Below are 23,719 nucleotides of genomic sequence, written 5' to 3'. Positions count from 1 at the left end.
CTTTCTTCAGCCAATAGTTGAAGAGTAAGGATTATAAGATAAGATATACTACATAAATCAGTAACATTGATAAGGTTATTTCATGGCAAAAGTCGCAAGCAAAGCGAACCAATCTCAAGGCATGTTGGTGTTTAAACTCACCCTGCAACAGAACTTCGCAATTGGCACACTTAAAGTCCGTGAAATTGTTCCTTACATGCCAACGACCAAGATCCCTTATTCACATCACCATGTGATTGGAACCGTAACAATTCGCGATTTAACTGTACCCGTTATCGATATGGCTGCAGCGATTGGATTCCGTCCTATTCAAGAAGAGGAATACCAGAATTGCTATTTAATCGTGACCGACTGCTTACGTACGGTAGTTGCGTTCATGGTTCGAAGTATTGAGAAAATCATTGAATGTGATTGGAAAGCTATTGAAACGCCACCAGAAAGTGCAGGTCACAACATCTTTGTAACTGGCATTACTCGTTATGAAGAGAAAATAGTTCAAATGCTGGATGTGGAGCTTTTGCTTTCGAAGATCTACCCTCAATACGAAAACACCAAGATTCCAATGCTGACTGACATCGAACGTGAACGCCTGAAAGCCCTAAGCATCCTTTTAGTGGATGATTCTTCTATTGCACGTAAGCAGTTAAGCGATGCATTAGACCGCATCAACATCCCTTATCAGATTTGTAAGAACGGTACTGACGCGCTCGACTTAATGAAACGAGAAGCTGAAGCCAACCGCCCTATTGACCTTCTGGTGAGTGATATTGAAATGCCAGGATTGGACGGTTACGAACTTGCGTTTGAAGTTCAAAATGATGCTTCGCTGAACAATTCTTACCGTATTCTTCACACATCACTCTCTAGCGAGATTTGTGTCGACCGAGCTCACCAAGTTGGCGCGCATGAAGCGTTAGAGAAGTTCAATGCTGGCGAACTGATTGAAGCAATGCTGCGCGGTGCAAAAGAGCTAGAAGCAAAAGTAATGGCTTCATAGTTAAACCTAGTACGTCTGCTTTATCTCATATTTATCAATGATTTTTCCAGCGGTGAACAAGCTAGTGATACTCGCTAACGAACATGAAAATAGCGTAACAAAGACGAACGTCTTTATGTGACTGTTGAGTAATAACTCTCCACCGAAGAAATACAGCCCTATCGCGACAAGCGTTGGTGAAACTAATACCGAGCGACACAGCAATTCCATTGCAAGGGAGAAAAAGTAGACTTCCTCCCTTTTAGCGATCGAATACCAGTTGTAGGAAACAATAGCAACTACTACACCCGCAGCTAAAACCATGGCAGCGGTGACGCTTGAAACAGGCTGTCCTGCAAACAATACAAATCCAGCCCTTATAGACAAAATCAGGCAAATCACCCAAGCTAATAAAGGAACCCCAATAACTAATCCCATCGTATCTTTCCTTTGAATTAATGTTACTTGTTATTCAAACAAAGGCAGTAAGGTAAGGAAAGGTAATCGCAGTACTCGTATAGGCATCTGCGACGGATAGCTTAAAGTCATTAGATTCAAACTATTAGATGATTTTTTATCTACTTGTTTGGCATTGTGTAGCTGCGAGACACAAACTCCGTTTCTTCCACTTGATAAATGTGATTGATATAGGAAGCCAAGCTGTAAAGCACGTTAGCTAGCAGGTTTGAATAGCGGAACAAAATTGGTGCGGGTTGCTTCTTACCCGAATGCTCTACCGCAACCAATGCACGAACGACCTTCTTGGCTTGGCAGCGACACAAATGCAATTGGCTAGAAGTTGGGTGACCACCAGGAAGGACAAACCCCTTAAAGCCGCCGTCAATGCGCGCTTTGATTGCGTCGTAATCGGCTTTTAGCTCATCAACTTCCGCTTCTGTAATTGCTAGCTTGCCGCGGATAGAACCATTAACATGGTACACGTTTGGCTGCATGCGAGTTAGGACGTCGCGGCTAAAATCATCCAACTCCATCGATAGCACAAGCCCAATTCGACTGCACAACTCGTCTGCCGTAATTTCAAAATCGCAGACCGGGCTGTCTTCATAAATGAATGGGTAACAAATCTCGCCAAGTTCCTTACTTACAGGTCTCATGCTCTTTCTCTGTGCTTTGGTTCTAATAAAAAAGGGAGTTAGTATAACCTAACTCCCTTTGGGCATTCACATCCGTTTAGACGATAATAAGTTAGAAAATCGGCTTATGCGTTTTCGATTTTCTTGTGACCTTCTTGAAGGTGAACGAAATCAACCAGATCATCGCCTGATACTTGGTAAGCTTGACCAAAACCTTTCACGAACAGACCTTGTTCTGCTTTTAGGTTGAACAGAACGAAGTCTTCTAGTTGGCTCAGACCATCGATGATCTCACCAAAACGATCTTTCATTTGGCCAACTACTTGTTGCCACATTTCAGTATCACGCTCAACAACGGTTGCAACCGCATCGAACGTTAGACGCTTGCGAGCGAACAACTGCTTCGACGAGTCTTCATCTTCAATCATCATCAAAGATACGTTTGGATTCTCTAGTAGGTTGCGTGCGTGACGAGCAATCTGAGAAATAAGAACGAAGTAACCTTCCTGGTTTTGAACGAATGGTGCGTAACTTACGTTTGGACGGCCTTCCGCATCAACGGTTGCCAATTGAATAGTACGACGCTCCTGACGAAATTCCTTGATTTCTGGTCCTAGACGACCTTGTAAACGCTCTTGTTTAACTTGCTGATCCATTTTGATACCTAACTTTACTTGTTTGTTGTTCCGAGTTTTAACTCGGTTATTCTTTAATAAAATGACACTGCGCTAACGAATTAGTGCAGTGTCATGCTCATTCGAGACTACTTGTTGAACTCTGCTTGCATTGCACGGAATGCTGTTACTTGATCTTCGATTAGCTCACGCTTCTCATTGCGGCCTAGGTAAATCTTAAAGATGTTGCTGCCACACTCAGAGAAGAAACCAAAGTAATGGCTTTCGCGTCCCATAAACGGCTTACTTACTAGCGCGATGTTTTTCACGTTATCCAGTTTAAGGTGACCGTGAAGCTCCCCTTCTTTGCCCATTAAGTTGTAGTAACCACGTGCCACTTTGCCTTTCGGGAACGGTGCTTTCACTTCAAAGATTGAGCCGAAAGAATGAACAATCGTCGTTACAGGACCAAAGCCTACAAGACCTTCTAAAATGCTTTGAGCTTGCTCTCCCGGAGCCACCGCTACCATTTCTTGAGGTAGTGCTGCAACCACATCAAATTCCGATACGCCAAGGCGCTCTGCCATCGCCGCAGGTAGCAGTTGCGGTTCTTGTTCTAGTAGGCTTTCAACCTGTTGCTTAATTGATTCCATTGGTTTTTCCATTTCTTTTAGATGTTAGATACTTTTGGTACGTTTTCGTTCATTTCCGACGTTAGTACCTGAATACATGCCTGTGCGAGAGAAACAGCCCAGAAGCTCCCTGCAAGGGTTAGCACTAAGCTACGCTCTTGAAGCTCGACCAAGCCCTTGTCGTGCCATACTTTGAACAACGGCATTAGGAAGTTAAAGGTGTCTTCACCCATGAAGTTTGGCAGTTTGTTCCCTTGAACAATGCCACAGTCGAAACCTGACTTTAGCGCAGCAAAGAGTGGCTCTAGCGGGCTCTGTTTCATCATCATCGCGATGGTGCTTTGCCCTTCATTGACGGCTTTGACATAAGTGTCTAGCGTGCGATGTTGCATCATGCCGTAACCACCGATGTTACCGCCGGCACCACAACCAACCGGAAGCACTTCTGCATACGTTTTCGCTAAGCTGTTGTATAAGCTGCGTTCACGGTTATCGATCGCCCAATGGTTTACACTGAGCTGCTTCATATGGTGTTTCGACATGAATTTCGCACCGAGCTCGTACATACCAGCTTTTTCAGGCGCGGTTGCCGGTGGCGGCATCTTACCCTTCTCAACTAGGTTCAACATTGGGGCTGTCCCACCAACAACCAGTTGATATAGGTCCAAACCGTGCGCGCCAGTAGACATAAAGTCGTGCAAATCTTGTTCGAGCACTTCCTTTGTCTGATAAGGCAAGCCATATAGCAGATCTATAATGACGGGAATTTTGTCTTCTTTAGCGAGCTCAGCAACGCGGTTCAAGACATCTTCACGATCATCTAAACGCTTAGCACTACGACGTACTTTGGTATTGAAGCTTTGCACACCAAATGAAAAACGGTTGAAACCTCCGTCTAGCGCTCCCTGATACAGCTCGTCCGAGAATCGGTTAATACGTCCTTCTAGGGTAATTTCACAATCGGCGGCTAAAGGGAAATAGTCATGAATTGCCTGACCAAGAATACGAACCTGATCTGCAGATAAATCTGTAGGCGTGCCCCCACCGATATAGACCGCATGAAAAATGCCACTTTGTGTCCATGGCAGTGCTGCTTTCTCTTTCAGCTCTTTCATCAGCGCTTCAAAGTACTCATCAACAAGCTTACGGCTCGCGGCGTTTTGGAAGAAGTTACAAAAAGTGCAGCGCACACGACAAAATGGCACATGAATGTACAGGCAACGCTTATTGTTCTTTTGCGTTGTTTCAGAAGTGATCCGTGACAGGATTTCACCTTGTTGTGGCGGTGGCACAGGCATACTGCTACCACCCGCGTGCGCAGAGTGTTTTTTCACAAACGCAAAACGCAGCGGATCGGGGCTGTCACTCCCGAGAATTGATTCGTCAAATTTATAAATGTCGACGCTCATATTTACTCACTTAAAGCCCACCACACAAAGGATTGAGGCTCATTTCAAAAAAACTGTAAAGATCATAATTTGCACGTAATGATAATGCAATTGATAATTGATCTTATTTCCTTTTCGGGCAATAATCTTCCCACTTGATAATGATTCCTACTACCGAGATTTACCCGTGAACGTAAAAAGATATGCCATTGCCGGTGGTGCCTCTTTAGTGGTGCACGCAGCGCTTCTTTTTGTCTCCCAAGAGACAAAAGTGTTTGCAATGCCAGCAGGCAATCCCACCAGCTCGGTAAGCTTGAATTTAGTCTCAGCGCCAAAACCGGTACAAGCGGCTCCTACGCCACAAGAAGTGGTGGAAGAGAAGCACCCGGAGCCAAAGAAACAACCTGAGCCTCCGAAGCCAAAACCAAAGCCTGAGCCGATTAAAAAGACGGTAGAAAAGCCGATCGTAAAAAAAGAAGCGGTGAAGAAAAAACCAGTTCAAAAGAAACCTGAACCAGTTAAAAAACCTCAACCACCAAAAACCGTTGCAAAGAAAGATCCGCAACCAAAAGAAAAAGTGGAAGAGAAAGTCGCAAAAGAACCTCAACCACAACAAGCGGCTCCTACTGATCAATCGAAAGGGGCGACATCACAGCCTGTGATGATTGACCAACCGACGTTTGTTTCTCAACCAGTACAACCTCGTTACCCACGTTCAGCGCAAAAGCGTGGTATTGAAGGGGTTGCGCTGTATGAAATTTGGCTTGACGAAAACGGCAACCAGATTAAACAAGTACTTATCGAATCATCTGGTGCAGAAATGCTCGATCTTTCTGCTCTACGTGCCATTAAACAATGGCAGTTTTCACCTCATATTTCTGGCGGGCACAAAGTCGCTCACCGAGTTCAAATCCCAGTTCGTTTTAAGTTGGATGGATAATGGAACAGCTACAACATTTACAAACCCAATTTGGTCTTATGACTTGGCCTTTAGTTATTTGCTCTGCACTTACAGTCATGATCATTGCGGAAAGACTCTTTCAAGTATTCATTAGCCTAGGAGTCGGTAAACGCGCGATTCGCCAAAAGCTGACCAAGCTTGACCCAACCAACAACAAAGACATCGAAGCACTAGCGGATGAGTTTTCGGGTAAACGACCTCTTTTATATCGTGGTGTTGCAATGCTGCTTGCGCATCACTCTTTTTCTAAATCACTGCGTGAAGATGCGGCTGGTATTTGGCTTCAAGAAAAACGTCATCAGTTGCACTCAGGTCTGCGTCTGTTGACCTTGATTGGCGTGATCAGCCCCCTGATTGGTCTATTAGGTACAGTTCTTGGTCTTATCGACATGTTTAAAGGTATTGCTTCTTCTACCGGTAACATTACGCCAAACGACTTGGCAGATGGCTTGGGTCTTGCGATGCGTACGACTGCAGCTGGTTTGATCATTGCGTTACCTGCTATTTCTGGCGCGCAACTGATTGGTCTTTGGGCAGATCGTGTTATCGCTAAGCTTGAACACACTCTGAACTATGTAAATCTGTGGCTCGAAGGCATTTCTCTACAGTATGTATCTCCGGAAAACAGCAAAGAAGTCGCGACTGTTGCAAATCATGTTGAAGCGAGAAATTCATGATTAAGGCACCACAAGACAACAACAGTCATGGCTTAACACCAGACTTAACGCCACTGCTCGACATCATTTTCATCGTAATGGTGTTTTTGATGCTCACTGCAGCAGTGAAGTTAGATTCCCTAGATGTGAACCTACCAAGCACCGATTCCCAAGCTGTGGCTGAGGTGGACAAACAATCAATCACGGTGAACATCCTTAAAGAAGAGCCACACTGGGCGATCAACGGTAAGGCGTACATCGATTGGGAAAACTTTACGATGGCTCTGTTAGAAGAGAGCAAATCAACCGACAAACCTATTGTGATTGGTGCGGAAAAAACCGCAGACATTCAGTCACTGGTTAAGCTTCTTGGCTTTTTACAAGAAAACGGAATTCAAGCGACTCAACTGCTCACTGAAGAGTCGCAATAGAAGAACACAAGATTGAGAACACACTAATGAATAAAACACTTTCGCCCGTTCGTACCGCATTGACTGCAGCCATTACTATGCTTGCTAGTGCGAGCCTATTTGCCAACGAAGCTCCATCAAATGAACGCGTGGTCAGTGCCGGCAGCGCTGTCACTGAACTGATGCTTGCTCTTGATGCAAAAGATAGCCTTGTTGCTGTCGACGTAACAAGCCAACTACCGGAAGGTATGGAGTTACCAAAAGTTGGTTACCACCGTCGTCTTTCTGCTGAAGGTCTACTGGGATTAAGCCCGACTAAATTGATTGGATCAGATGAAATGGGACCAAACACCACGCTAGACCAATTGAAATCAGCAGGTGTTGATGTTGAAGTCGTCAATACAGAAGCAAACGTGGAAGGTTTGGTTGATCGTATCGACCAAATTGCGACCATCATGCATCGCGAAGCTCAAGCGACAGCGCTAAAAACTGAAGTTGAAGCACAAGTGAAAGCACTGGAAGGCAACCAACCAGCAAAAGCTGACAAAAAGAAAGTACTTTTCCTACTGATTCACGAAGGTCGCCCAGCAAACGTAGCGGGGTCAGAAACAACACCAGATGCAATCATTCAACTTGCAGGTGGAGAAAACCCAGCAGCAAGCAAACTCTCTTCATACAAGCCACTATCAACAGAAGCTATGGTCGAGATGCAACCAGACGTGATTCTTGTGAGTGGGCGTAGCTATCAAACAATGGGCGGTGCAGATGCCATTCTGAAAGCAATGCCTCTCCTTGCCGCGACTCCAGCAGGTATGAACAAAAACATCGTGACAATTGACGGTCATGCGCTTGTTGGTGGTTTAGGACTTAAGAGCCTTTCAGAGGCGAAGCGCCTAAACGAGCTGCTTTACCCGTAGAGAGATTCAATGCTGTTAAGACGAATTCCTTTATCTACTACCCTACTCGCGTTATCTGGCATTTTAGCTTTTATCGCAGTGGCGTCCATTACAGTAGGTCCAATGAATATTAGCTTCTCAGACAGTCTGAGAAGCTTAACAGGAGCAGGTTCAGACCTTGCTCCTCATATTCAGTTAGTCATCAACGAAATCCGCCTTCCTCGCACCATTCTTTGTATGTTTATTGGTGCGATCCTCGCTATCTGTGGTGTTGTGATGCAGGGGTTATTCCGAAATCCTCTAGCCGAGCCAGGCATCATCGGTGTTTCCGCTGGCGCGGCGCTTGGTGGCGCATTTGCAATCGTCGTATTTGCCGATTTCAGTCAAAACTACCCGACACTAATGAACTTAGCTGCCTTGCCATTTTTCGCCTTCCTCGGCGGTGCAATTACCACGGTATTAGTTTACTGGTTAGGTACGAATAAGTTTGGTACGTCAGTCACCATCATGTTGCTTGCGGGGGTTGCTATCAGCGCACTCTCGGGCGCTGCGATTGGTTTTATGAACTTCATCGCCGATGATCAAATGCTGCGAGACTTAACTCTTTGGTCGATGGGATCGCTGGCTGGGGCAAACTGGTCAGGGATTGGTTTAGCTGCTGTGACTCTCATCATCTTGATGTTCTGGTTCCAGAGAAAAGCCATGTCATTAAATGCGTTGCTTTTGGGAGAATCAGAAGCCAAACACCTAGGTGTGCCAGTACAGAAGCTCAAACGCCAACTTATCCTGTTGTCTGCAGTTGGTGTGGGTATTACGGTGAGTATCTGTGGTGCAATTGGATTTATCGGTCTGGTAATTCCGCATTTAGGTCGTATGCTTGCCGGTCCAGACCATCGCACGCTGCTGCCTATTTCAGCGCTTATGGGCGCACTACTTCTTACCGCTGCTGATATGTTTGCACGAGTTGTTGTTGCACCCGCAGAGTTGCCTGTAGGCATTGTAACCGCATTGATTGGTGCGCCATTCTTTATCTACTTACTGTTCCAACAAAAAGGGAAGATTCTGTAATGAATGACATCGTTCTGTCTGGCAGAAACATCTCCATGAGATATGGGAGCCGAGTGGTACTAGACGACATCAGTATTGATATTCGTGCAGGTGAGGTCACCGCATTGTTGGGGCCAAATGGCGCGGGTAAAAGTACGCTGCTCAAGCTATTGTGTGGTGAAATTCCCTCTCAGAGTGACATCCAGTTCTTTGGCAAACAAAAAAATGACTGGGAGCCCTCTGAAAGTGCAAAACACGTTGCCATGCTACCTCAACACAGCACGCTGACGTTTCCGTTCTTAGCAAGAGAAGTCGTCGAGCTAGGTGCGATTCCTCTATCGATTTCAAATAAAGAGACTACGGAACTTGCTTTGCAATACATGAAGCAAACCGATGTTTTGCATTTAGCAGATAACCTCTACCCTGCTCTTTCTGGCGGTGAAAAACAGCGCTTACACTTAGCTCGTGTATTAACGCAGCTTCACCTGTCCGGTGATAAGAAAATCTTAATGTTAGACGAACCAACTTCAGCGCTCGATCTTGCCCACCAGCACAACACACTCAAGATCGCTCGCAAGGCTGCGAAAGCAAACAACGCCGCCGTTGTTATCGTATTGCACGATCTTAACTTAGCCTCTCAATATGCCGACAGATTAGTGCTGTTGCATGATGGAAAGCTGGTTTGTGATGACACACCTTGGAACGCCCTGACACCAGAACGCATTGAACGTGTCTATGGCTATCGTTCTATCGTAACGAAGCACCCAAGCATGGATTTCCCGCAAGTCCACTCAGCGGCTTAAACAGAGCGCCTGTGCTACGACCACAGCAAAGTACTCCAAGAAACAAAAAAACCCGCTCAATAGCGGGTTTTTTATTTGATTCGTGTTATTTGCTCATTTGAATTAGAGACTTACCTATTAACCACTCTAGCTCTCTGTCACTACCAGCGCCAAACTGGCTTTCTGCCATTTTGTACAAACGATCAATGCCGTTTGAAGCAAACTCGTGTGCGCTTTCTGAAGTAACAATATGATGGAATAATAAACGTAGAATTGCTAAGAATTCTTTGTCTTCTAAGGCCTTAACCCAGCTTTGAGAGAACGCATCAACACCTTTGTCAAATTCTAGATGTTCAACAAACATCTTAAAAATTCGACCATCTAGTGCTGCGGTAAAATCCGTTTTCTTCGGAAAATGGTGGCTAATACCTGTACGCGATACACCTGTTTGCTGGCTCAACGTTGTATATGACATTTTGTCATAACCAAGTCTAAGCAACTGATCAACAACAGCATCCATTATTTTTTGGATAGTGATTTCGGTATCTTCTTTACTACGCTTTGGCATATTTTAAGCTCTTCTCTTTTTAAATCCATCTAACTCACAGTTAAATGAGGCCAGAATGAAAATCATCTCAGCATTATCTATTGATGAGCTTTTTCTTCAATATAAGCTCAATCAACTCGAAACCACGCGGCGTAAATCGTGGTTTACATTGACCTTTTTATCAATATCTGTGATTAAAAATATGGCACTTAGTTCAATCCAATAAAAACCAATGCCAGACTATTCATCATGAATATGCTTTTGCCAAGAATGATAATTATGTAAAAATAATCAATCAGGAAATAGTCTTATAAATTAATACTTAGTTCAACTCACCTGACAAAAAACTGACTGCACAATTCATCAATTACTCTTAAATATTGATACACATCACATTTATCAATCAAATTGTAGCGTTTCATCAGCATTAACCTTCGATTAACAACATAGCATACCGAGCCTTTTTTATCCAAATTCATTCATTTTTGTAGATACAGATCAAATACCTGATAGAATACCCATAGTTTTTACAAGAGGATTCGTTATGAGTGTCGAATTAGAAGAAAACCAAGTATGTGAAGCTTGTGGCTGCGCTGGTGAAATCGGCTTCATCATCAAAGAAGGTGACGATGTTGCTGACGTAACGATTTTTGCTGAGTCTAAAGCGGCATTAGAAGCAGAGTTTGCAAAATACCTAGAGCTAGCAAAAGCAGTATGCGCAGACGTTGAGTACAACACATCTGAACTTACTGAAGAATCGAAAGAGTTAAAAGCTCGCTTCAAGTTTGATGTAAGTGCTGAAAAGCTAATCTTTGAACTAAAGACCCGCTCTCTAGCTCGTTAATCAAAGGTCACTCCCTCTACATAAAGCGAGCCTTATGCTCGCTTTTTTTAGTTATTGCTTTCAAACACAACCCATTTTAAAGCACCATTGAGCTCAAAATCTTTCTCCGGTGCGCATTGGATTAAGACACTATCGATTTTAAGTACAGCGCCAATACTGTATGCCTTGTCCTCATAATAGCAAACACGTTTACCGATACTTCCATCTGCAACAATCACTGGCTTTATGTCGGATGTTGTATATGTTTTCGCATGCGCATCATCAGTGACTAATAATATCCCCGAAAACGCAATAGCGAATAATGGTGTTAAGTAATTCATATTGTTTCCGCCCAGTAAGAAGATGCTTAGAGGTGTTGTTCTATTTATAGACTTTATCATTATTTAGGGCCACAAACCGGAAAGAACATCAAGTTACCGAATATTATAAATTGCTAAACAACCTATGAAACTTAATAAGTAATATAATTGGTGATGCGCATTTCTTAACGTCGCTATTTCAGTTAAATAGATATAACGTTCTAGCAGATATCTCGTGATTTAGTTATTCTTTCAAGTATGTTGTTGCCACTTGGTTCAAATAATATGTTTCGCGGCTTTCTTCTCACAATTTGCCTACTATGTCCATTGGCAGCAAATTCCTATGAACTCGATTCATACAGTAAGCTCAATCACGTTGATAACTATGGCAATATCGACTTAAGAAACAAGCCATATTCATCTTTGCCAAGTGGCCTTGTTGTCAAAGGCAACTTGAACATATCTAAAACCGCTATAACTAAACTTCCCAAAGGCCTCGACGTTGGGGGAAGCTTAGAAGCGACAAACAGTAGTTTGAAGAAAGTGATGCCCGGCGTATCCATTAAGGGCTATGCCAACCTACTAGGCAGTCAAATTGAGAGTTGGCCTAAAGGCGTCAAATTAGGCGGTTACCTAAACTTAACCGACACACCACTAAAGCGATTGCCTAATAGGCTCAAAGTTAAGGGTGACCTCAGCGTAATCAGAACGCCTATCGAATCATTACCAGAAGGCTTAGTCGTGGAAGGTAACCTATATATTGGAGGGTCTGCGCTAAGAGAGTTTCCCGATACTATGACAGTTAAGGGTAATATTTTCTTAGGTGGTAATCGAATATCTAAATGGCCTACGACGCTTAACTTAGGCGGCGCGGTCGCACCATGAGGTGTTTTTAGACTTTGATGTGAGGAACGAGCTAAGAACCTATAGCTAAGAACCTATAGATAACACGCCTATGTTAAGTTCTTATTTACCTCGTTCCTCTGAACTGGTCAATTTCGGCTAACCGACTAAGCCTCTTTATTGTTAACCGGATTCGCGTAACTTGCTACGAGAAAACGCTGGGCACCAACTGGTAACATCTCAAGCTTTGCTGCTAGTTGAGACTTGACGTCATCTGTAACACTCTCATCTTCACACCCTGCAGCAAGCAGGTTGATAGGGAATACTCGATATTTATTGTGAATTTGGCGGTCGATTTCGTTTGCTAACTCGTCTGGCGTCTCAAATTCTTGGTCAATTACATCACCAAATGCGACATGCACTTTACCTTTGTAACCCACGATACCTTGGATGATGCTTTCAATGTCTTCAAACTCACCTTTTTCGTAGCTACCGTTTTCTGCTTTTTCATACAGCTCTTTGGCTTTCGCAATGTCACAAGGATCGTTTTGATATGAAATTGATACTGGCACAATCTTCAATGAACGAGTGTATTCACCAAAGCTGATTTTTTGCTTACGACCTTCAACATGAAACATCTTTAAGATCGCTGGGTCGGTGAAATCATTACCGTCTTTAGCTCGGCCTTCTTTTTGGGCAATCCAAATAGAGTTGCCAGTATCTAGAGAGTGTTTGATGTAGCCTGATAGCTGGCCAAGTGCTTTCATCATTTCGCGCGGGGCTTTGGCTGAGCGTTTAACAATGAAGCTCTTATTCAGTCTCATTAGCTCTGTAGCACACGGTTTCTTTAGCAGGTTATCACCAATCGCGATACGTACAGTACGATGATCCGTTTGATGTAAACCATAGTTAACGAGCGCAGGGTCCATCGCAATATCACGGTGGTTAGAAACAAATAAGTAAGATGTGTTTTTGTCCAGTTTATCCAAACCAGAGAAGGTGACACCATCAGTCGTTGTATCCAACGTATCTTGAAGGTATTTCTTTACTTCTAGCTGAATGGCTTCCACAGAATCCAGTTTACTCCACTTCGCTTTTAAGTAGACACGGATAATCGGACTCATGAGTGTTTTGAACCACGCCGCTTTGTCTGCAAAACGGTGGTTTAAAATCGCGCTGATAAACTCATCGTCTTTGATCAGGCGGTCCAGCGCTGCTGGAATTTCTTCGTCATTGTATGGACGAATTTCAAAATAAGGATCTGTATTAGAAGTCATTGTTCACTACATTTCAAAAAAAGCTGGCACATTCTACGCGGAGTTTTGCAAGCCCGCAGCATTTCTCCCCATACTTTTAACATGGTCATACCAGTAACATCACAAGATAATCCCCCAATTTGCCTTTATATCTGGTTGGCATTTGGGGGGTTTAGCGTTACCCTTAGCGCCCCGAAAACTCAGGTCTTTCTAATGAACTACGCGATTGAATTTCACAACGAATCATACTCCCTTCTCACCACAACAGCTCGAAAGAAGGCGTTAAAACACAGCTTGTTAACCGTTGTTGAAGGGCTCGCAACCATCAGATTAGGTAAACATGAGTATGCCATTGAGCCGGGTAACTCTTTTTGGATTCCTCAAGGATGTTTGAGTTCCATCACTTATTTTCCAAACTGTATTGTTATTCGTTGCGATTTCTCTGTTCGTTTGCGAGATAACTTTGCTCCGCAGGCTGGTTTTGTTGAGCGTTCTCTTCTGCTTCAAGCCGCACTTGAGAAAATACAAGTATGTGACGCAGAAACGTCACTTCACAATGATCTACTGCGCATTATCAAGCATGAAGTGCTCGACGTTGAGCCGAAAATCATCACATCTAAAGTAAGCGAAGCCTTGAAGCAATGGAGCCCGCAGAGTAAAGATCAGGCATTAAAGGAACTCCATCTTGCTCTATTGGTACGAGAAGCTCGAAAGAGAACGCTTTCTGGCATTAAGAAAAGGCAGGTAGTTGAGGATTTGTTTGACGGCAGTGAGCAGCAATGTGATCAGCTAAGTGAACTGTTATTAGGCAAGAAACTGTAACCAAAGAAATTCAAAAGCGTGCACTTGGCACGCTTTTTTATTGGTTCAGAAAGGGACTTCGATTTGCATCATCCAATTGGCGTCATAATAGTCATGCCATCGATAATCAAATCTCATTCGAGGCTCTCCATCCCCTTTGTCTCCAAAACCGACACTAAACATCAACCCATGGCTTTTTAGCCATTCTTCTGTCGTCATGTCTCTTTCAAAGTCTCTCAGCTCTTCAGGCATCCAAACACCTAACCCAAAGTAGTTCTTTTCCAAGCTTTGGGTCAATATTGGAGTATCTTCCGGCTTGATGGCCCATTGTTCCCAATAACTTTCTATAGGCTCATCCAAAAGGACTTTCGGCTTATACCACCTCAGAGCATCGGAACTTAACACGCCGACACTATCAAAGAGCTCTTCGCACACTGACATCGTATTATCGGCAAATACAACAGAGCGATCCGATTCGTAGTTACATGCAGAATACGCCTGGCTTATAACAAGCAAGGAGCATGTACTCACTAAAATCGCTCTGAACATAGATCTAAGACCTCTTATTTACCGAACGGCATTGTCTTATATAAACCTTCATCAATCAACATGCGCTTGACCGAAATCGTCGTATAACGGTCTATGCTTTCACCTTGGTTGATTGCATTTCGAATATCAGTGCTTCGGACTTTCAACTTTTCTGGACAAGCCATCACAGTCCAACGTTCCGTAATTTCTTCTGCTTTGTAAAATTTAGCAAATTTGAAGAAATTATCAGGACCAATGACAAAAGTTATATCGGCTTGCGTGTGGATTTCTTGAATTTTTTCTAATAACGCAAAAGTCGTCACACTTTGTCCTGGTTGGTACAAAGTTTGCTCAAGGTCTGAGCGTTGAACATTAGAAAGCCCCATGTCTTTAATAAAGGCATCAACCAGTTTGCACCGAATTGGGTAATCCAACATATTTTTGCCCCAAGCGTGTGCAATGCTTGGTTCTAGTAGCACAAGATCAAAGTGGCTCAGTGACTCGATCACGCTCTTGTGACCTAAGCTTGGTGGGTTAAATGCGCTGCCAAAAACGGCGATTTTTTTCATATCCGGTGATTACCTGGTTGAAGAGAGTTTTCTAATCCGATGAATTCGGTATGATACTACTAATCTTTAGAGCTTTTTGACACTAAAGCGACGTTTATAGACATCAACTGCATGGTTTATCGCCATTTGTGAACTATAAACGCCTGCGACAGTATGAATTTATTCACACTCACTTGGTGTCGTACATATTTGCAGGAAAAGGAACCCTAAATGGAACAATCCATCCGCGATGAAATGCGAGTACTCCCTTCTATCGATCCGCATTTCGAAATTGAACGCCGTGTCGCTTTTATTAAGCGTAAATTGCAAGAAGCAGGCTGTAAGTCTCTTGTTCTTGGCATTAGCGGTGGCGTTGACTCAACGACATGTGGTCGCTTGGCTCAACTGGCTGTAGACCAACTAAACGAAGAAGCTGGTGACAACAACTACCAGTTTATCGCTGTTCGTTTGCCTTATGGCGAACAGAAAGACGAAGATGAAGCACAGCTCGCACTTTCTTTCATCCAACCAACGCACTCTGTATCAGTAAACATTAAAGCTGGTGTCGATGGTCTCCATGCCGCTTCTCACGTCGCACTTGAAGGAACAGACCTTCTTCCAACGGATGCTGCAAAAGTGGACTTCGTGAAGGGTAACGTAAAAGCGCGTGCACGCATGGTCGCTCAATACGAAATCGCTGGTTACGTTGGTGGCTTGGTTCTTGGTACTGATCACTCAGCAGAAAACATCACTGGTTTTTACACTAAGTTCGGTGATGGCGCGTGCGATATGGCCCCACTATTCGGCTTGAGCAAACGTCAAGTTCGCGAAGTTGCAGCAACATTGGGTGCGCCTGAGCAACTCGTGAAGAAAGTACCAACGGCAGACTTAGAAGAGCTTGATCCTCAAAAAGCTGATGAAGATGCTCTGAGTTTAACTTACGAACAAATCGATGACTTCCTAGAAGGCAAGCCAGTATCTCAAGAAGTCAGCGATCGCCTTGTGGCTATCTACAAAATGACTCAGCACAAGCGTCAGCCGATCCCAACGATCTACGACTAAATCACGATCGTGCACATCAACGATTCGTTTTTAAATCGTTCTGCTATAGATAAAAACGCCGCTAATTTAGCGGCGTTTTTGTTTGCTTGTTACAAGCAGTGTTTATGCTCAACAACGTTAGTCTGTTAGCGTCACATCCGTTTCCGGAATAGCACAACACGCGAGCACTTTCCCCATCGCGCGCTCTTCTGCGCTCAGTGCAGGCACGTCAGGATGCTCTACCTGTCCTGATTCTAATTGAACCTTACAAGCACCACACAAGCCCGCACGACAACTATTGGTAATACTTTTACCGGCATTCTCAACTTGTTCAAGTAACGTTTGTTGGTTGTTACCCATCAACTTAAAGCCGTTGAATTCAATCTCAACACCTTTCTCTGGCTTAGCTTTTGTCGCTGCAACACCAAATGCTTCTTGATGATAATTGCCTTCTGGGAGCCCCTTCTTAAGCAATAGGTTTTTCGCCTTTTGCATAAAGCCGTCAGGACCACAAACAAACACTTGGCGCTGTTCAACATCTTTGATCTGTTTTATATGAGATAGACTGATTCGCCCCTTAAGACCAAACCAATCTATCGCAGGTTGCGTTAAGCAGATCTTTACATCCAACCCCGGGTGTTGGCGCTTTAACTCGTTTAACTCATCTTTGCATGGAATATCAATCTCGCTGCTGCACTGATGGTAGAACACCACATCATCGAGTTGGTTGTGATCAGCCAAGTAACGAACCATCGACAGCATTGGTGTTACGCCGCTACCAGCAGACAACAGCAATAGAGGCTGAACAGAATGCTCTTTTAGATGAAATTGACCATCTGGCGTTTCCGCTTCCAGAACATCCCCCACTTGTAGGTTGTCAAGCAAAGCATTGGATACGCGCCCACCAGAAACACGTTTCACCGAAATTGCGTAGCGTCCCGGGCGAGACGGGCTAGATGACAGCGTATAACGACGCCCTACTTTCTTACCGTCTATATCCACTTCAATAGGTAAATGCTGTCCCGGTAAGTACGTTGGTAATTGACCTTTGCTTGGCTCAAGCCACAAGGTGACAAAGTCGCGTGCGATTTCTTCTCGTTCGACACAAGTTAGCGTCATTCGCTGAGGAGAGTTGTCTGGATAGAACTCTGGCTCTTTGTATTCCAGCACTTCAACTTTGTCACCAGAACGAATAATGCCTTCGTTCAGAGCAACAAGGTTTTGACCGAAGAACACGCCCCCACGCTCGTTTGCACGAAACTCTTGCAATGTCTTCAGTGGTTCTTTGCTTTCTCGAAATGTGCCTCGCTGAGTATTAACGGTAGTTAGAATACATCGCTCACATGGTTTTACTGATTCAAATTCCACTTCGCCAATGCGAATACGCTTCCATGAGTCTTCTTCAAATGGCTTGGTATCAGATACCACAAGGTTGGTTCGGAATTGATCCATTGAGTGCAGCTCAGAGCTTCTGCGGTTTAATTCTTCCAGTGATGCCTCACTGATGACAAGTACTGGATAGCCATCGGCAAAGCTGACGTTGTGACCCAGTTTCTCTCTTATGCGATTTGATTGCTCACCAGTAAAAAGTAACTCGACGCGAAGACCTAATACTTTGCTAAACCAATCATCTGCTTCGTCAGTTGTGGTATATGCCGTAAAACTGTCTTTCCAAACCGTTGCAGGTGCTTCCTGCATTTTGAAATCTTGATAGCAAATCTTTAGTGGCTCTTCGCCAAGACTGGTAAACACCACTCCGTCTGGCAACAGCGCGGACTTGATGGTCACCATTTGAGGGAATTTTCGAGCTGTCACCATTGAGCCATCTGACGTCGCAATCATAAATCGACGATCAAAACTCAATCCTTGTTTTTCTACCCAAGCGGAAGATAACGCAACGCCTCCGACGGATTTGACTGGAAAAACATTAATTTGGGACAAAACTGATTGCGACATAGCCTTCTTCCTACAGGTACTTTCTCATTATTGGACTATCATATCCTTATAACAGTTATGACCCAAGCCTCTATAAAATATCGATTTATAACCGCACCTTCGTCAGTCACCCGATATGACACTTGCTTTGCAGGTGGAAGAACTTCTTTTTATGAATGGAGTCCCATAAATTTGCATAGTATTGACGAAACTAGGATTGCCAAGATGTGATATAGAGCACATAATTCGCCAACTTTTTGACACTATAAATAATCTATCCGGAGCATAGACCATGGATACTAATAAACTGATTCTAATTCTACTTTGTATCTTCCTTCCGCCAGTGGCGGTTTACATGGAAAAAGGTCTCGAGAAAGACTTCTTCATCAACCTAATCCTGACTTTCTTCTTCTTCCTACCCGGCACAATCCACGCGCTTTGGTTGACGATGAAGTAACCAACTGAGCTCCTACCGTAAAGAAATGTGAAAAATGGGGTGAAATAGAGCTGCAATTCCTCTATCATCCTGTCGCCTAAGCGCAAGCGTTTGCTCTTGAGGTAAATGCAGCGTTTAGGCTCCAAACATAACTTTTTAATGGTGGGAGCAATTAATGACAACACTGACTATTACTCGTCCTGACGATTGGCACGTTCACTTACGCGATGGTGAAGTTCTAAAAGATACCGTTCGCGATATTAGCCGTTATAACGGTCGTGCGCTGATCATGCCAAACACCGTCCCACCAGTGACCAATACTGAAATGGCATTAGCCTACCGTGATCGAATCCTTGCTGAGCAACACGGCGAGCAATTCGAACCTCTTATGGCGCTATACCTGACAGACAACACTACGCCAGACGAAATCCGCAAAGCCAAAGCAACAGGCAAAATTGTCGCAGCAAAGCTTTACCCAGCAGGTGCAACCACCAACTCTGATTCTGGCGTAACCGATGCAAAGAACATCTACCACGTTTTTGAAGCGATGGAAGAAGTTGGCATGCTGCTTTTGGTTCATGGAGAAGTGACTCACAACCACGTTGATATTTTTGACCGTGAGAAGGAATTCCTAGACACGGTTCTTGCTCCTATCGTTAACGACTTCCCTAACCTAAAAATCGTTCTTGAACACATCACGACGGCGGATGCCGCAAACTTCGTTAAGAACGCTTCTGATAACGTCGCAGCAACCATCACTGCTCACCACCTGCTGTTCAACCGTAACCACATGCTAGTCGGCGGCATTAAGCCTCACTTCTACTGCCTGCCAATCCTTAAGCGCAATACCCACCAACAAGCGCTTATCGAAGCAGCGACAGGCGGCAGCAAGAAATTCTTCCTAGGTACAGATTCAGCGCCGCACGCAAAAGGCGCAAAAGAATCAGCTTGTGGTTGTGCAGGTTCTTATACCGCACACGCAGCACTAGAACTTTATGCAGAAGTGTTTGAGAATGAAGGCAAACTAGAAAACCTAGAAGCATTCGCAAGCTTAAATGGTCCTGATTTTTACGGCATCGCTCGCAACTCAGACACAGTAACGCTAGAAAAAGCAGCTTGGGATGTACCAGAAACGATGCCGTTTGGTAGCGACATCGTTGTGCCAATTCGTGCAAATGAAAAGATTGAGTGGGAAGTGAAGTAATCATCTCCACGAAATAAAAATGGGTCATGCCACCATATTCGATATGGAAACGCATGACCCTTTTCTTTTGGCTCCTTTAAGCCTTATGTCTACTGTCTACTGTCTACTGTCTACTGTCTACTGAGTAATTATTTACCACGAACTTTCTCTACTAAAGTCCAAGCTGCAACCACAACCAAGCCAGCGATGACACCAATCACACCATTAAGCAATGTCGGCACAATCGCCGTCGCAATTGTATGACCACGGAAATCCATGATGATCGGTTCAATCAGATGATGAATTGCAGGCACGTTATGGACAACAATACCGCCCCCAACAAGGAACATTGCCGCAGTACCCACCACAGCAAGCATCTTCATCAACTTAGGTGCAAACGCCACTAACGCTCCACCTAGCTTGGCTTTCAGTCCTTCACCATTTGATGTGCGTTCTAGGTAAAAACCTAAGTCATCAAGCTTAACGATGCCTGCGACTAAGCCGTAAACACCAATGGTCATCAATACCGCGATTAAGCTGACCACAAGAATTTGCGTTACGATGCTTGAGCCTGTCACCGTACCCAAAGCAATCACGATGATTTCTGCAGAGAGGATAAAGTCAGTACGAATCGCACCGGCGACCTTTCTCTTCTCGTACTCTTCAACCGATTCTCCGGTATTGAGCTCTTCTTTCTTCTCTTCATGTTGGTGCGCATGAGGAAAAAGCTTTTCTAAGATCTTCTCAGCCCCTTCAAAGCAAAGAAACAAACCACCAATGAGAAGTAATGGCATGATCAGCCAAGGGATGAAGGCACTGATCAACAACGCCGATGGCACTAGAATCAGTTTGTTTTTAAACGACCCTTTTGCCACCGCCCAAACCACCGGGATTTCTCGTTCTGACGCTACGCCAGACACCTGTTGCGCATTTAGCGCTAAATCGTCGCCCAGTACACCAGCGGTCTTTTTCGCCGCCATCTTAGACATCAACGCGACATCATCCAATACAGCTGCAATGTCATCCAACAGTGTCAGTAAACTTGCTCCAGCCATTTATTTATCTCTTTTATGGAATTGAATAAGTAACAAAATGTAACACCATTAAACCACTCAGCAAAGTTATGATTTTGCAAAGAATAAGGTCACAAATTGTGTTTTCTATTGCCGTCGCTCTGAGACAGGACTAGTCTTGTCTTACCTTTCAAGCACACAAAAGAAAAAGTATAGATGAAAAGCGGATACACTTACCCAATCGGTACCCCAGGTCAGCCATGGGACGAAGCAGAACGTAAAGCTTGGCGTGAGCAACGTGACGTAAAACGTAGCTACCAAGAAGAAGTCGTGACAAAAATTGACGCCCTTCGCGAGCGTTTTGATGTTGAGCAATACGGTGCACTTTCTTACGACGAGGCACGCTTCCCTCTGTTTTGTATCAAGACTCGCAATTGGGATGCAGCAAAACCTTTTGTTTTGGTAACTGGCGGCGTACACGGCTACGAAACAAGTGGTGTTCATGGCGCACTGAAGTTTGTTGATACGCAAGCAGACCGTTATGCAGAACACTTCAATATCGTTGTCGCACCATGTGTCAGCCCTTGGGGTTACGAAGTGATTAACCGCTGGAACCCAAATGCGATCGACCCAAACCGCTCTTTCTACGCAAACAGTCCAGCAGAAGAGTCAGCAAACTTGATTAAGCTTGTTGCGACCTTGGGTGATGTTCTAATGCACATCGACCTACACGAAACAACAGATTCTGACGAGACCGAGTTCCGCCCTGCTCTAGCGGCGCGTGATGGCCTTGAATACATCGAAGGCATGATCCCAGATGGTTTCTACACGGTGGGCGATACAGAAAACCCGCAACCAGAGTTCCAAAAAGCCGTCATCGAGTCAGTAGCGAAAGTAACACACATTGCACCTGCTGACGATAAAGGCGAAATCATTGGCTCGCCAGTGGTGCAATTTGGTGTGATTAATTACCCAATGGTGAAACTGGGGCTGTGTGGCGGCGTCACCAACTGTACTTACGGCACCACAACAGAAGTTTACCCAGACAGCCCGAAAGTCACTGACGAAGAGTGTAACGACGCTCAAGTGGCGGCGGTTGTCGGTGGTCTAGACTACGTGCTCGCTCAGCTATAACAAGCGGTTCTTATATTGCTCCGGTGTTATGCCGGAGTATTTCTTGAACATAGCAATAAAAGGACTGGCTTGGTTGTAGCCCAGTGTCAACGCCACCTCTTTTACAGTCTGCCCCTTTCTCAGCAACTCCATCGAATGCAGGTAACGCACTCGCAATCGCCACTCGGTAAAGCTCATCCCCAATTCACTTTGGCAATGGCGAGCTAACGTACGCTCTGTAGTGTGCACCTTCTCCGCCCACTCTCCCAAACTAATTTCATCGGTTGGAGCTTCTTCAACAGCTTTTAAGATTGGCTCTAGGTACTTATTGTCAGTGGTTGGCAAGAAGTGATGCTCAACTTCTTGTTTGGCTAGCTGATCGAGAAGGACTTGGACAAGACGCTTATCTTCTTCGTTTTGAGCAACATTAATATCGCGCTGACGGAAATCTTCTACGATCGCCGAGACAATGGGCGTCACTTTGATCAAGCTGGTTTTGGAGGGGAAGTGCTTCGTCAACTCAGGTGCAATATTTAAAGAGCAGTATTCCAATGGTTTGCGGTTATAGCTCTTATGTCGAATACCCGCTGGCACCCAAATCGCAAGATGAGGAGGAGCTAAGAAGCGAGTATCTTCCGCATCCATTTCTAAGATACCACCACTGATTAGTTGAACTTGCCCCCATGGGTGGCTATGAATACGAGTTTCCGTATTCGACAGGAAGGCCTCAAAATTCATAAATACATCTGATGGTGCTCTATCAATCGATAATGACGGATGAAGATTCCTAGTGCTCTTTTTCAAATTTGTCTTCCTATCGCTTACTATGTCTTTCCAGAGATACTTTTCATTATAAAGACCTGTCAGACTAGCGCCATCAATTATTCTGCGATGAGGTTCTCATGGTTTATTTGCTTCCGTTTTTTACTGTCATGATTTGGGGTGGGAATTCCATCGTAAATAAAATGGCAGCAAGTGCCATCGAACCGAGCGCAATGAGCTTCTACCGTTGGTTTGTTGCCATGGTGCTACTAACACCATTTTGCTTACCTGCGGTGATCAGACAGCGTCATGTGATTCGTCCATACCTTGCTAAGCTAGCATGTCTTGCACTACTGGGCATGGTACTAAACCAATCGCTAGGGTATTACGCAGGTCTTACTACAACAGCTTCTAACATGGCACTGATCACCTCTCTGGTTCCTTTGATCAGTGTTTTCTTGAGTGTGCCTTTATTGGGTAAATCAATTTCCATGTTGAGCGTAGCAGGTGGTGTAATTTCATTAGGCGGCTTGGCATTTATGCTTGGTCATGGCGACATTTCCTACTTCCTTCACCAGGACATGACCCAAGGTGACAGCTTGATGTTGTTGGCAGCTCTTTGCTACGCGATTTATTGTGTGCTGCTTAAACGCTGGAAAATGCCTTTCAACAGCATGACTTTGGTTTACATGCAGGGCTTTTTCTCGTTAATAATGCTAGCACCATTGTGGTTGAGCAGCGATCAACTCCTGCCAAGCCAAAGCGCACTACCTTTAATTGCTTACGCTGGTATTGCCGCATCTATCTTTGCCCCATTAATGTGGGTGAAAGCGATTGATTTGATTGGTGCAGATTCAAGTGCCATGTTTATGAACCTAATGCCAGTGGTTTCGGTAGCCTTAGCTTCAACCATGCTTGGGGAGGAGGTACATGTCTACCACATCATTGGCGGCATGCTGGTTATCTCCGGCGTTATTCTTTCACAAATTAAGATTCGTAAGAAAGCACCCACTACGCCCCCAGAGTTACCCGCAACCTCTCAATAAGCGTTTAAAAAGCCATGGTCATCACCGTGGCTTTTTTCTATCGAACACAAACGGGTGGTAGCGTTGAT

The 23,719-nt window shown here is 44.5% G+C and carries 28 protein-coding genes; 15 read left to right on the top strand and 13 right to left on the bottom strand.

The window, feature by feature from the left end; translation table 11 throughout:
- The first annotated feature begins 82 nt into the window (after positions 1 to 82).
- The gene (locus tag J4N37_RS23360) at positions 83 to 997 is read left to right on the top strand and encodes a chemotaxis protein (RefSeq protein ID WP_252042526.1); all 915 of its coding nucleotides are present in this window, start codon (positions 83 to 85) and stop codon (positions 995 to 997) included.
- 6 nt (positions 998 to 1,003) lie between these two features.
- On the opposite strand, the gene J4N37_RS23355 is transcribed toward J4N37_RS23360, so the two are convergent.
- The 5 genes from J4N37_RS23355 to hutW form a co-directional block, all read right to left on the bottom strand.
- Entirely contained in the window at positions 1,004 to 1,414 is a 411-nt protein-coding gene (locus tag J4N37_RS23355) for a hypothetical protein (protein ID WP_252042525.1), read from the bottom strand.
- Positions 1,415 to 1,554: 140 nt separating this feature from the next.
- Positions 1,555 to 2,091 (bottom strand): ATP:cob(I)alamin adenosyltransferase, encoded by a 537-nt coding sequence (locus tag J4N37_RS23350; RefSeq protein WP_138941169.1) that lies wholly within the window; start codon positions 2,089 to 2,091, stop codon positions 1,555 to 1,557.
- Positions 2,092 to 2,195: 104 nt separating this feature from the next.
- Positions 2,196 to 2,726, bottom strand: coding sequence for a heme utilization protein HutZ (gene hutZ / locus J4N37_RS23345; RefSeq protein ID WP_252042524.1), 531 nt, complete (start codon positions 2,724 to 2,726; stop codon positions 2,196 to 2,198).
- 107 nt (positions 2,727 to 2,833) lie between these two features.
- A complete protein-coding gene (gene hutX, locus J4N37_RS23340) occupies positions 2,834 to 3,337 on the bottom strand; it encodes a heme utilization cystosolic carrier protein HutX (protein ID WP_252042523.1) in 504 nt (167 codons plus the stop codon).
- Positions 3,338 to 3,354: 17 nt separating this feature from the next.
- Positions 3,355 to 4,725 (bottom strand): heme anaerobic degradation radical SAM methyltransferase ChuW/HutW, encoded by a 1,371-nt coding sequence (hutW, locus tag J4N37_RS23335; RefSeq protein ID WP_252042522.1) that lies wholly within the window; start codon positions 4,723 to 4,725, stop codon positions 3,355 to 3,357.
- Between the two features lie 166 nt (positions 4,726 to 4,891).
- Here hutW and J4N37_RS23330 point away from each other — a divergent pair, with 166 nt between their 5' ends.
- The 6 genes from J4N37_RS23330 to J4N37_RS23305 are packed head-to-tail and all read left to right on the top strand — an operon-like array spanning position 4,892 to position 9,477.
- The gene (locus J4N37_RS23330) at positions 4,892 to 5,644 is read left to right on the top strand and encodes an energy transducer TonB (protein WP_114320580.1); all 753 of its coding nucleotides are present in this window, start codon (positions 4,892 to 4,894) and stop codon (positions 5,642 to 5,644) included.
- A complete protein-coding gene (locus J4N37_RS23325) occupies positions 5,644 to 6,342 on the top strand; it encodes a MotA/TolQ/ExbB proton channel family protein (protein ID WP_252042521.1) in 699 nt (232 codons plus the stop codon). Before J4N37_RS23330 ends, J4N37_RS23325 begins: the two co-directional genes overlap by 1 nt.
- A complete protein-coding gene (locus tag J4N37_RS23320) occupies positions 6,339 to 6,752 on the top strand; it encodes an ExbD/TolR family protein (protein WP_005452533.1) in 414 nt (137 codons plus the stop codon). Before J4N37_RS23325 ends, J4N37_RS23320 begins: the two co-directional genes overlap by 4 nt.
- A gap of 26 nt (positions 6,753 to 6,778) precedes the next feature.
- On the top strand, positions 6,779 to 7,648 hold the full coding sequence (locus J4N37_RS23315) for a heme/hemin ABC transporter substrate-binding protein (RefSeq protein ID WP_252042519.1): 870 nt from the start codon (positions 6,779 to 6,781) through the stop codon (positions 7,646 to 7,648).
- Between the two features lie 9 nt (positions 7,649 to 7,657).
- Positions 7,658 to 8,695 (top strand): FecCD family ABC transporter permease, encoded by a 1,038-nt coding sequence (locus tag J4N37_RS23310; RefSeq protein WP_009696421.1) that lies wholly within the window; start codon positions 7,658 to 7,660, stop codon positions 8,693 to 8,695.
- Positions 8,695 to 9,477, top strand: a complete 783-nt coding sequence (locus J4N37_RS23305) for a heme ABC transporter ATP-binding protein (RefSeq protein WP_045394578.1) — start codon at positions 8,695 to 8,697, stop codon at positions 9,475 to 9,477. The genes J4N37_RS23310 and J4N37_RS23305 overlap by 1 nt, the downstream gene beginning before the upstream one ends.
- Before the next feature lie 85 nt (positions 9,478 to 9,562).
- Here the strand turns inward: J4N37_RS23305 and J4N37_RS23300 are convergent, their stop codons facing one another.
- Positions 9,563 to 10,024: a TetR/AcrR family transcriptional regulator gene (locus J4N37_RS23300; protein ID WP_010452658.1), complete on the bottom strand. Its 462-nt coding sequence runs from the start codon at positions 10,022 to 10,024 to the stop codon at positions 9,563 to 9,565.
- A gap of 523 nt (positions 10,025 to 10,547) precedes the next feature.
- Here J4N37_RS23300 and J4N37_RS23295 point away from each other — a divergent pair.
- Positions 10,548 to 10,847, top strand: coding sequence for a YfcZ/YiiS family protein (locus tag J4N37_RS23295; RefSeq protein ID WP_010452661.1), 300 nt, complete (start codon positions 10,548 to 10,550; stop codon positions 10,845 to 10,847).
- Positions 10,848 to 10,894: 47 nt separating this feature from the next.
- On the opposite strand, the gene J4N37_RS23290 is transcribed toward J4N37_RS23295, so the two are convergent.
- Positions 10,895 to 11,167 carry a YnjH family protein gene (locus tag J4N37_RS23290; RefSeq protein ID WP_033009510.1) on the bottom strand — a complete coding sequence of 91 codons (273 nt, stop codon included), beginning with the start codon at positions 11,165 to 11,167 and terminating at the stop codon, positions 10,895 to 10,897.
- A 264-nt stretch (positions 11,168 to 11,431) separates the two neighbouring features.
- Here J4N37_RS23290 and J4N37_RS23285 point away from each other — a divergent pair, with 264 nt between their 5' ends.
- Positions 11,432 to 12,031, top strand: coding sequence for a hypothetical protein (locus tag J4N37_RS23285; RefSeq protein ID WP_010452665.1), 600 nt, complete (start codon positions 11,432 to 11,434; stop codon positions 12,029 to 12,031).
- Between the two features lie 125 nt (positions 12,032 to 12,156).
- Here the strand turns inward: J4N37_RS23285 and J4N37_RS23280 are convergent, their stop codons facing one another.
- Entirely contained in the window at positions 12,157 to 13,266 is a 1,110-nt protein-coding gene (locus tag J4N37_RS23280; protein WP_010452667.1) for a 1-acyl-sn-glycerol-3-phosphate acyltransferase, read from the bottom strand.
- 192 nt (positions 13,267 to 13,458) lie between these two features.
- On the opposite strand from J4N37_RS23280, the gene J4N37_RS23275 reads away from it, so the two are divergent.
- Positions 13,459 to 14,067 carry a cupin domain-containing protein gene (locus J4N37_RS23275; protein WP_038882695.1) on the top strand — a complete coding sequence of 203 codons (609 nt, stop codon included), beginning with the start codon at positions 13,459 to 13,461 and terminating at the stop codon, positions 14,065 to 14,067.
- Positions 14,068 to 14,112: 45 nt separating this feature from the next.
- On the opposite strand, the gene J4N37_RS23270 is transcribed toward J4N37_RS23275, so the two are convergent.
- Both J4N37_RS23270 and J4N37_RS23265 read right to left on the bottom strand, forming a co-directional pair.
- A complete protein-coding gene (locus tag J4N37_RS23270; protein ID WP_010452671.1) occupies positions 14,113 to 14,595 on the bottom strand; it encodes a hypothetical protein in 483 nt (160 codons plus the stop codon).
- Between the two features lie 14 nt (positions 14,596 to 14,609).
- Positions 14,610 to 15,143, bottom strand: a complete 534-nt coding sequence (locus J4N37_RS23265; protein ID WP_252042518.1) for a nicotinate-nicotinamide nucleotide adenylyltransferase — start codon at positions 15,141 to 15,143, stop codon at positions 14,610 to 14,612.
- Positions 15,144 to 15,353: 210 nt separating this feature from the next.
- Between J4N37_RS23265 and nadE the strand changes: the two genes are divergently transcribed.
- Positions 15,354 to 16,184 carry an NAD(+) synthase gene (nadE, locus tag J4N37_RS23260; protein WP_047515263.1) on the top strand — a complete coding sequence of 277 codons (831 nt, stop codon included), beginning with the start codon at positions 15,354 to 15,356 and terminating at the stop codon, positions 16,182 to 16,184.
- Between the two features lie 117 nt (positions 16,185 to 16,301).
- On the opposite strand, the gene J4N37_RS23255 is transcribed toward nadE, so the two are convergent.
- Complete coding sequence (locus tag J4N37_RS23255; RefSeq protein WP_252042517.1) at positions 16,302 to 18,119, bottom strand: hybrid-cluster NAD(P)-dependent oxidoreductase; 1,818 nt, start codon at positions 18,117 to 18,119, stop codon at positions 16,302 to 16,304.
- Between the two features lie 271 nt (positions 18,120 to 18,390).
- On the opposite strand from J4N37_RS23255, the gene J4N37_RS23250 reads away from it, so the two are divergent.
- Positions 18,391 to 18,555 carry a YqaE/Pmp3 family membrane protein gene (locus tag J4N37_RS23250; RefSeq protein WP_005453437.1) on the top strand — a complete coding sequence of 55 codons (165 nt, stop codon included), beginning with the start codon at positions 18,391 to 18,393 and terminating at the stop codon, positions 18,553 to 18,555.
- A gap of 154 nt (positions 18,556 to 18,709) precedes the next feature.
- The gene (gene pyrC, locus J4N37_RS23245) at positions 18,710 to 19,738 is read left to right on the top strand and encodes a dihydroorotase (protein ID WP_005453436.1); all 1,029 of its coding nucleotides are present in this window, start codon (positions 18,710 to 18,712) and stop codon (positions 19,736 to 19,738) included.
- A 128-nt stretch (positions 19,739 to 19,866) separates the two neighbouring features.
- On the opposite strand, the gene J4N37_RS23240 is transcribed toward pyrC, so the two are convergent.
- Positions 19,867 to 20,772 (bottom strand): DUF808 domain-containing protein, encoded by a 906-nt coding sequence (locus J4N37_RS23240; RefSeq protein WP_009697135.1) that lies wholly within the window; start codon positions 20,770 to 20,772, stop codon positions 19,867 to 19,869.
- Between the two features lie 174 nt (positions 20,773 to 20,946).
- Between J4N37_RS23240 and J4N37_RS25265 the strand changes: the two genes are divergently transcribed.
- The gene (locus J4N37_RS25265) at positions 20,947 to 21,864 is read left to right on the top strand and encodes a M14 family metallopeptidase (RefSeq protein WP_252042516.1); all 918 of its coding nucleotides are present in this window, start codon (positions 20,947 to 20,949) and stop codon (positions 21,862 to 21,864) included.
- Here the strand turns inward: J4N37_RS25265 and J4N37_RS23230 are convergent.
- Positions 21,859 to 22,647, bottom strand: coding sequence for an AraC family transcriptional regulator (locus tag J4N37_RS23230; protein WP_010452704.1), 789 nt, complete (start codon positions 22,645 to 22,647; stop codon positions 21,859 to 21,861). The two genes, J4N37_RS25265 and J4N37_RS23230, sit on opposite strands and share 6 nt — an antisense overlap.
- 98 nt (positions 22,648 to 22,745) lie before the next feature.
- On the opposite strand from J4N37_RS23230, the gene J4N37_RS23225 reads away from it, so the two are divergent.
- Positions 22,746 to 23,651, top strand: coding sequence for a DMT family transporter (locus J4N37_RS23225; RefSeq protein WP_252042515.1), 906 nt, complete (start codon positions 22,746 to 22,748; stop codon positions 23,649 to 23,651).
- Positions 23,652 to 23,719: the final 68 nt, after the last annotated feature.

Origin of the sequence: Vibrio sp. SCSIO 43153, from assembly GCF_023716625.1 — a bacterium.
GTDB lineage: Bacteria > Pseudomonadota > Gammaproteobacteria > Enterobacterales > Vibrionaceae > Vibrio > Vibrio rotiferianus.
This window is presented reverse-complemented; position numbering and strand designations above follow the sequence as displayed.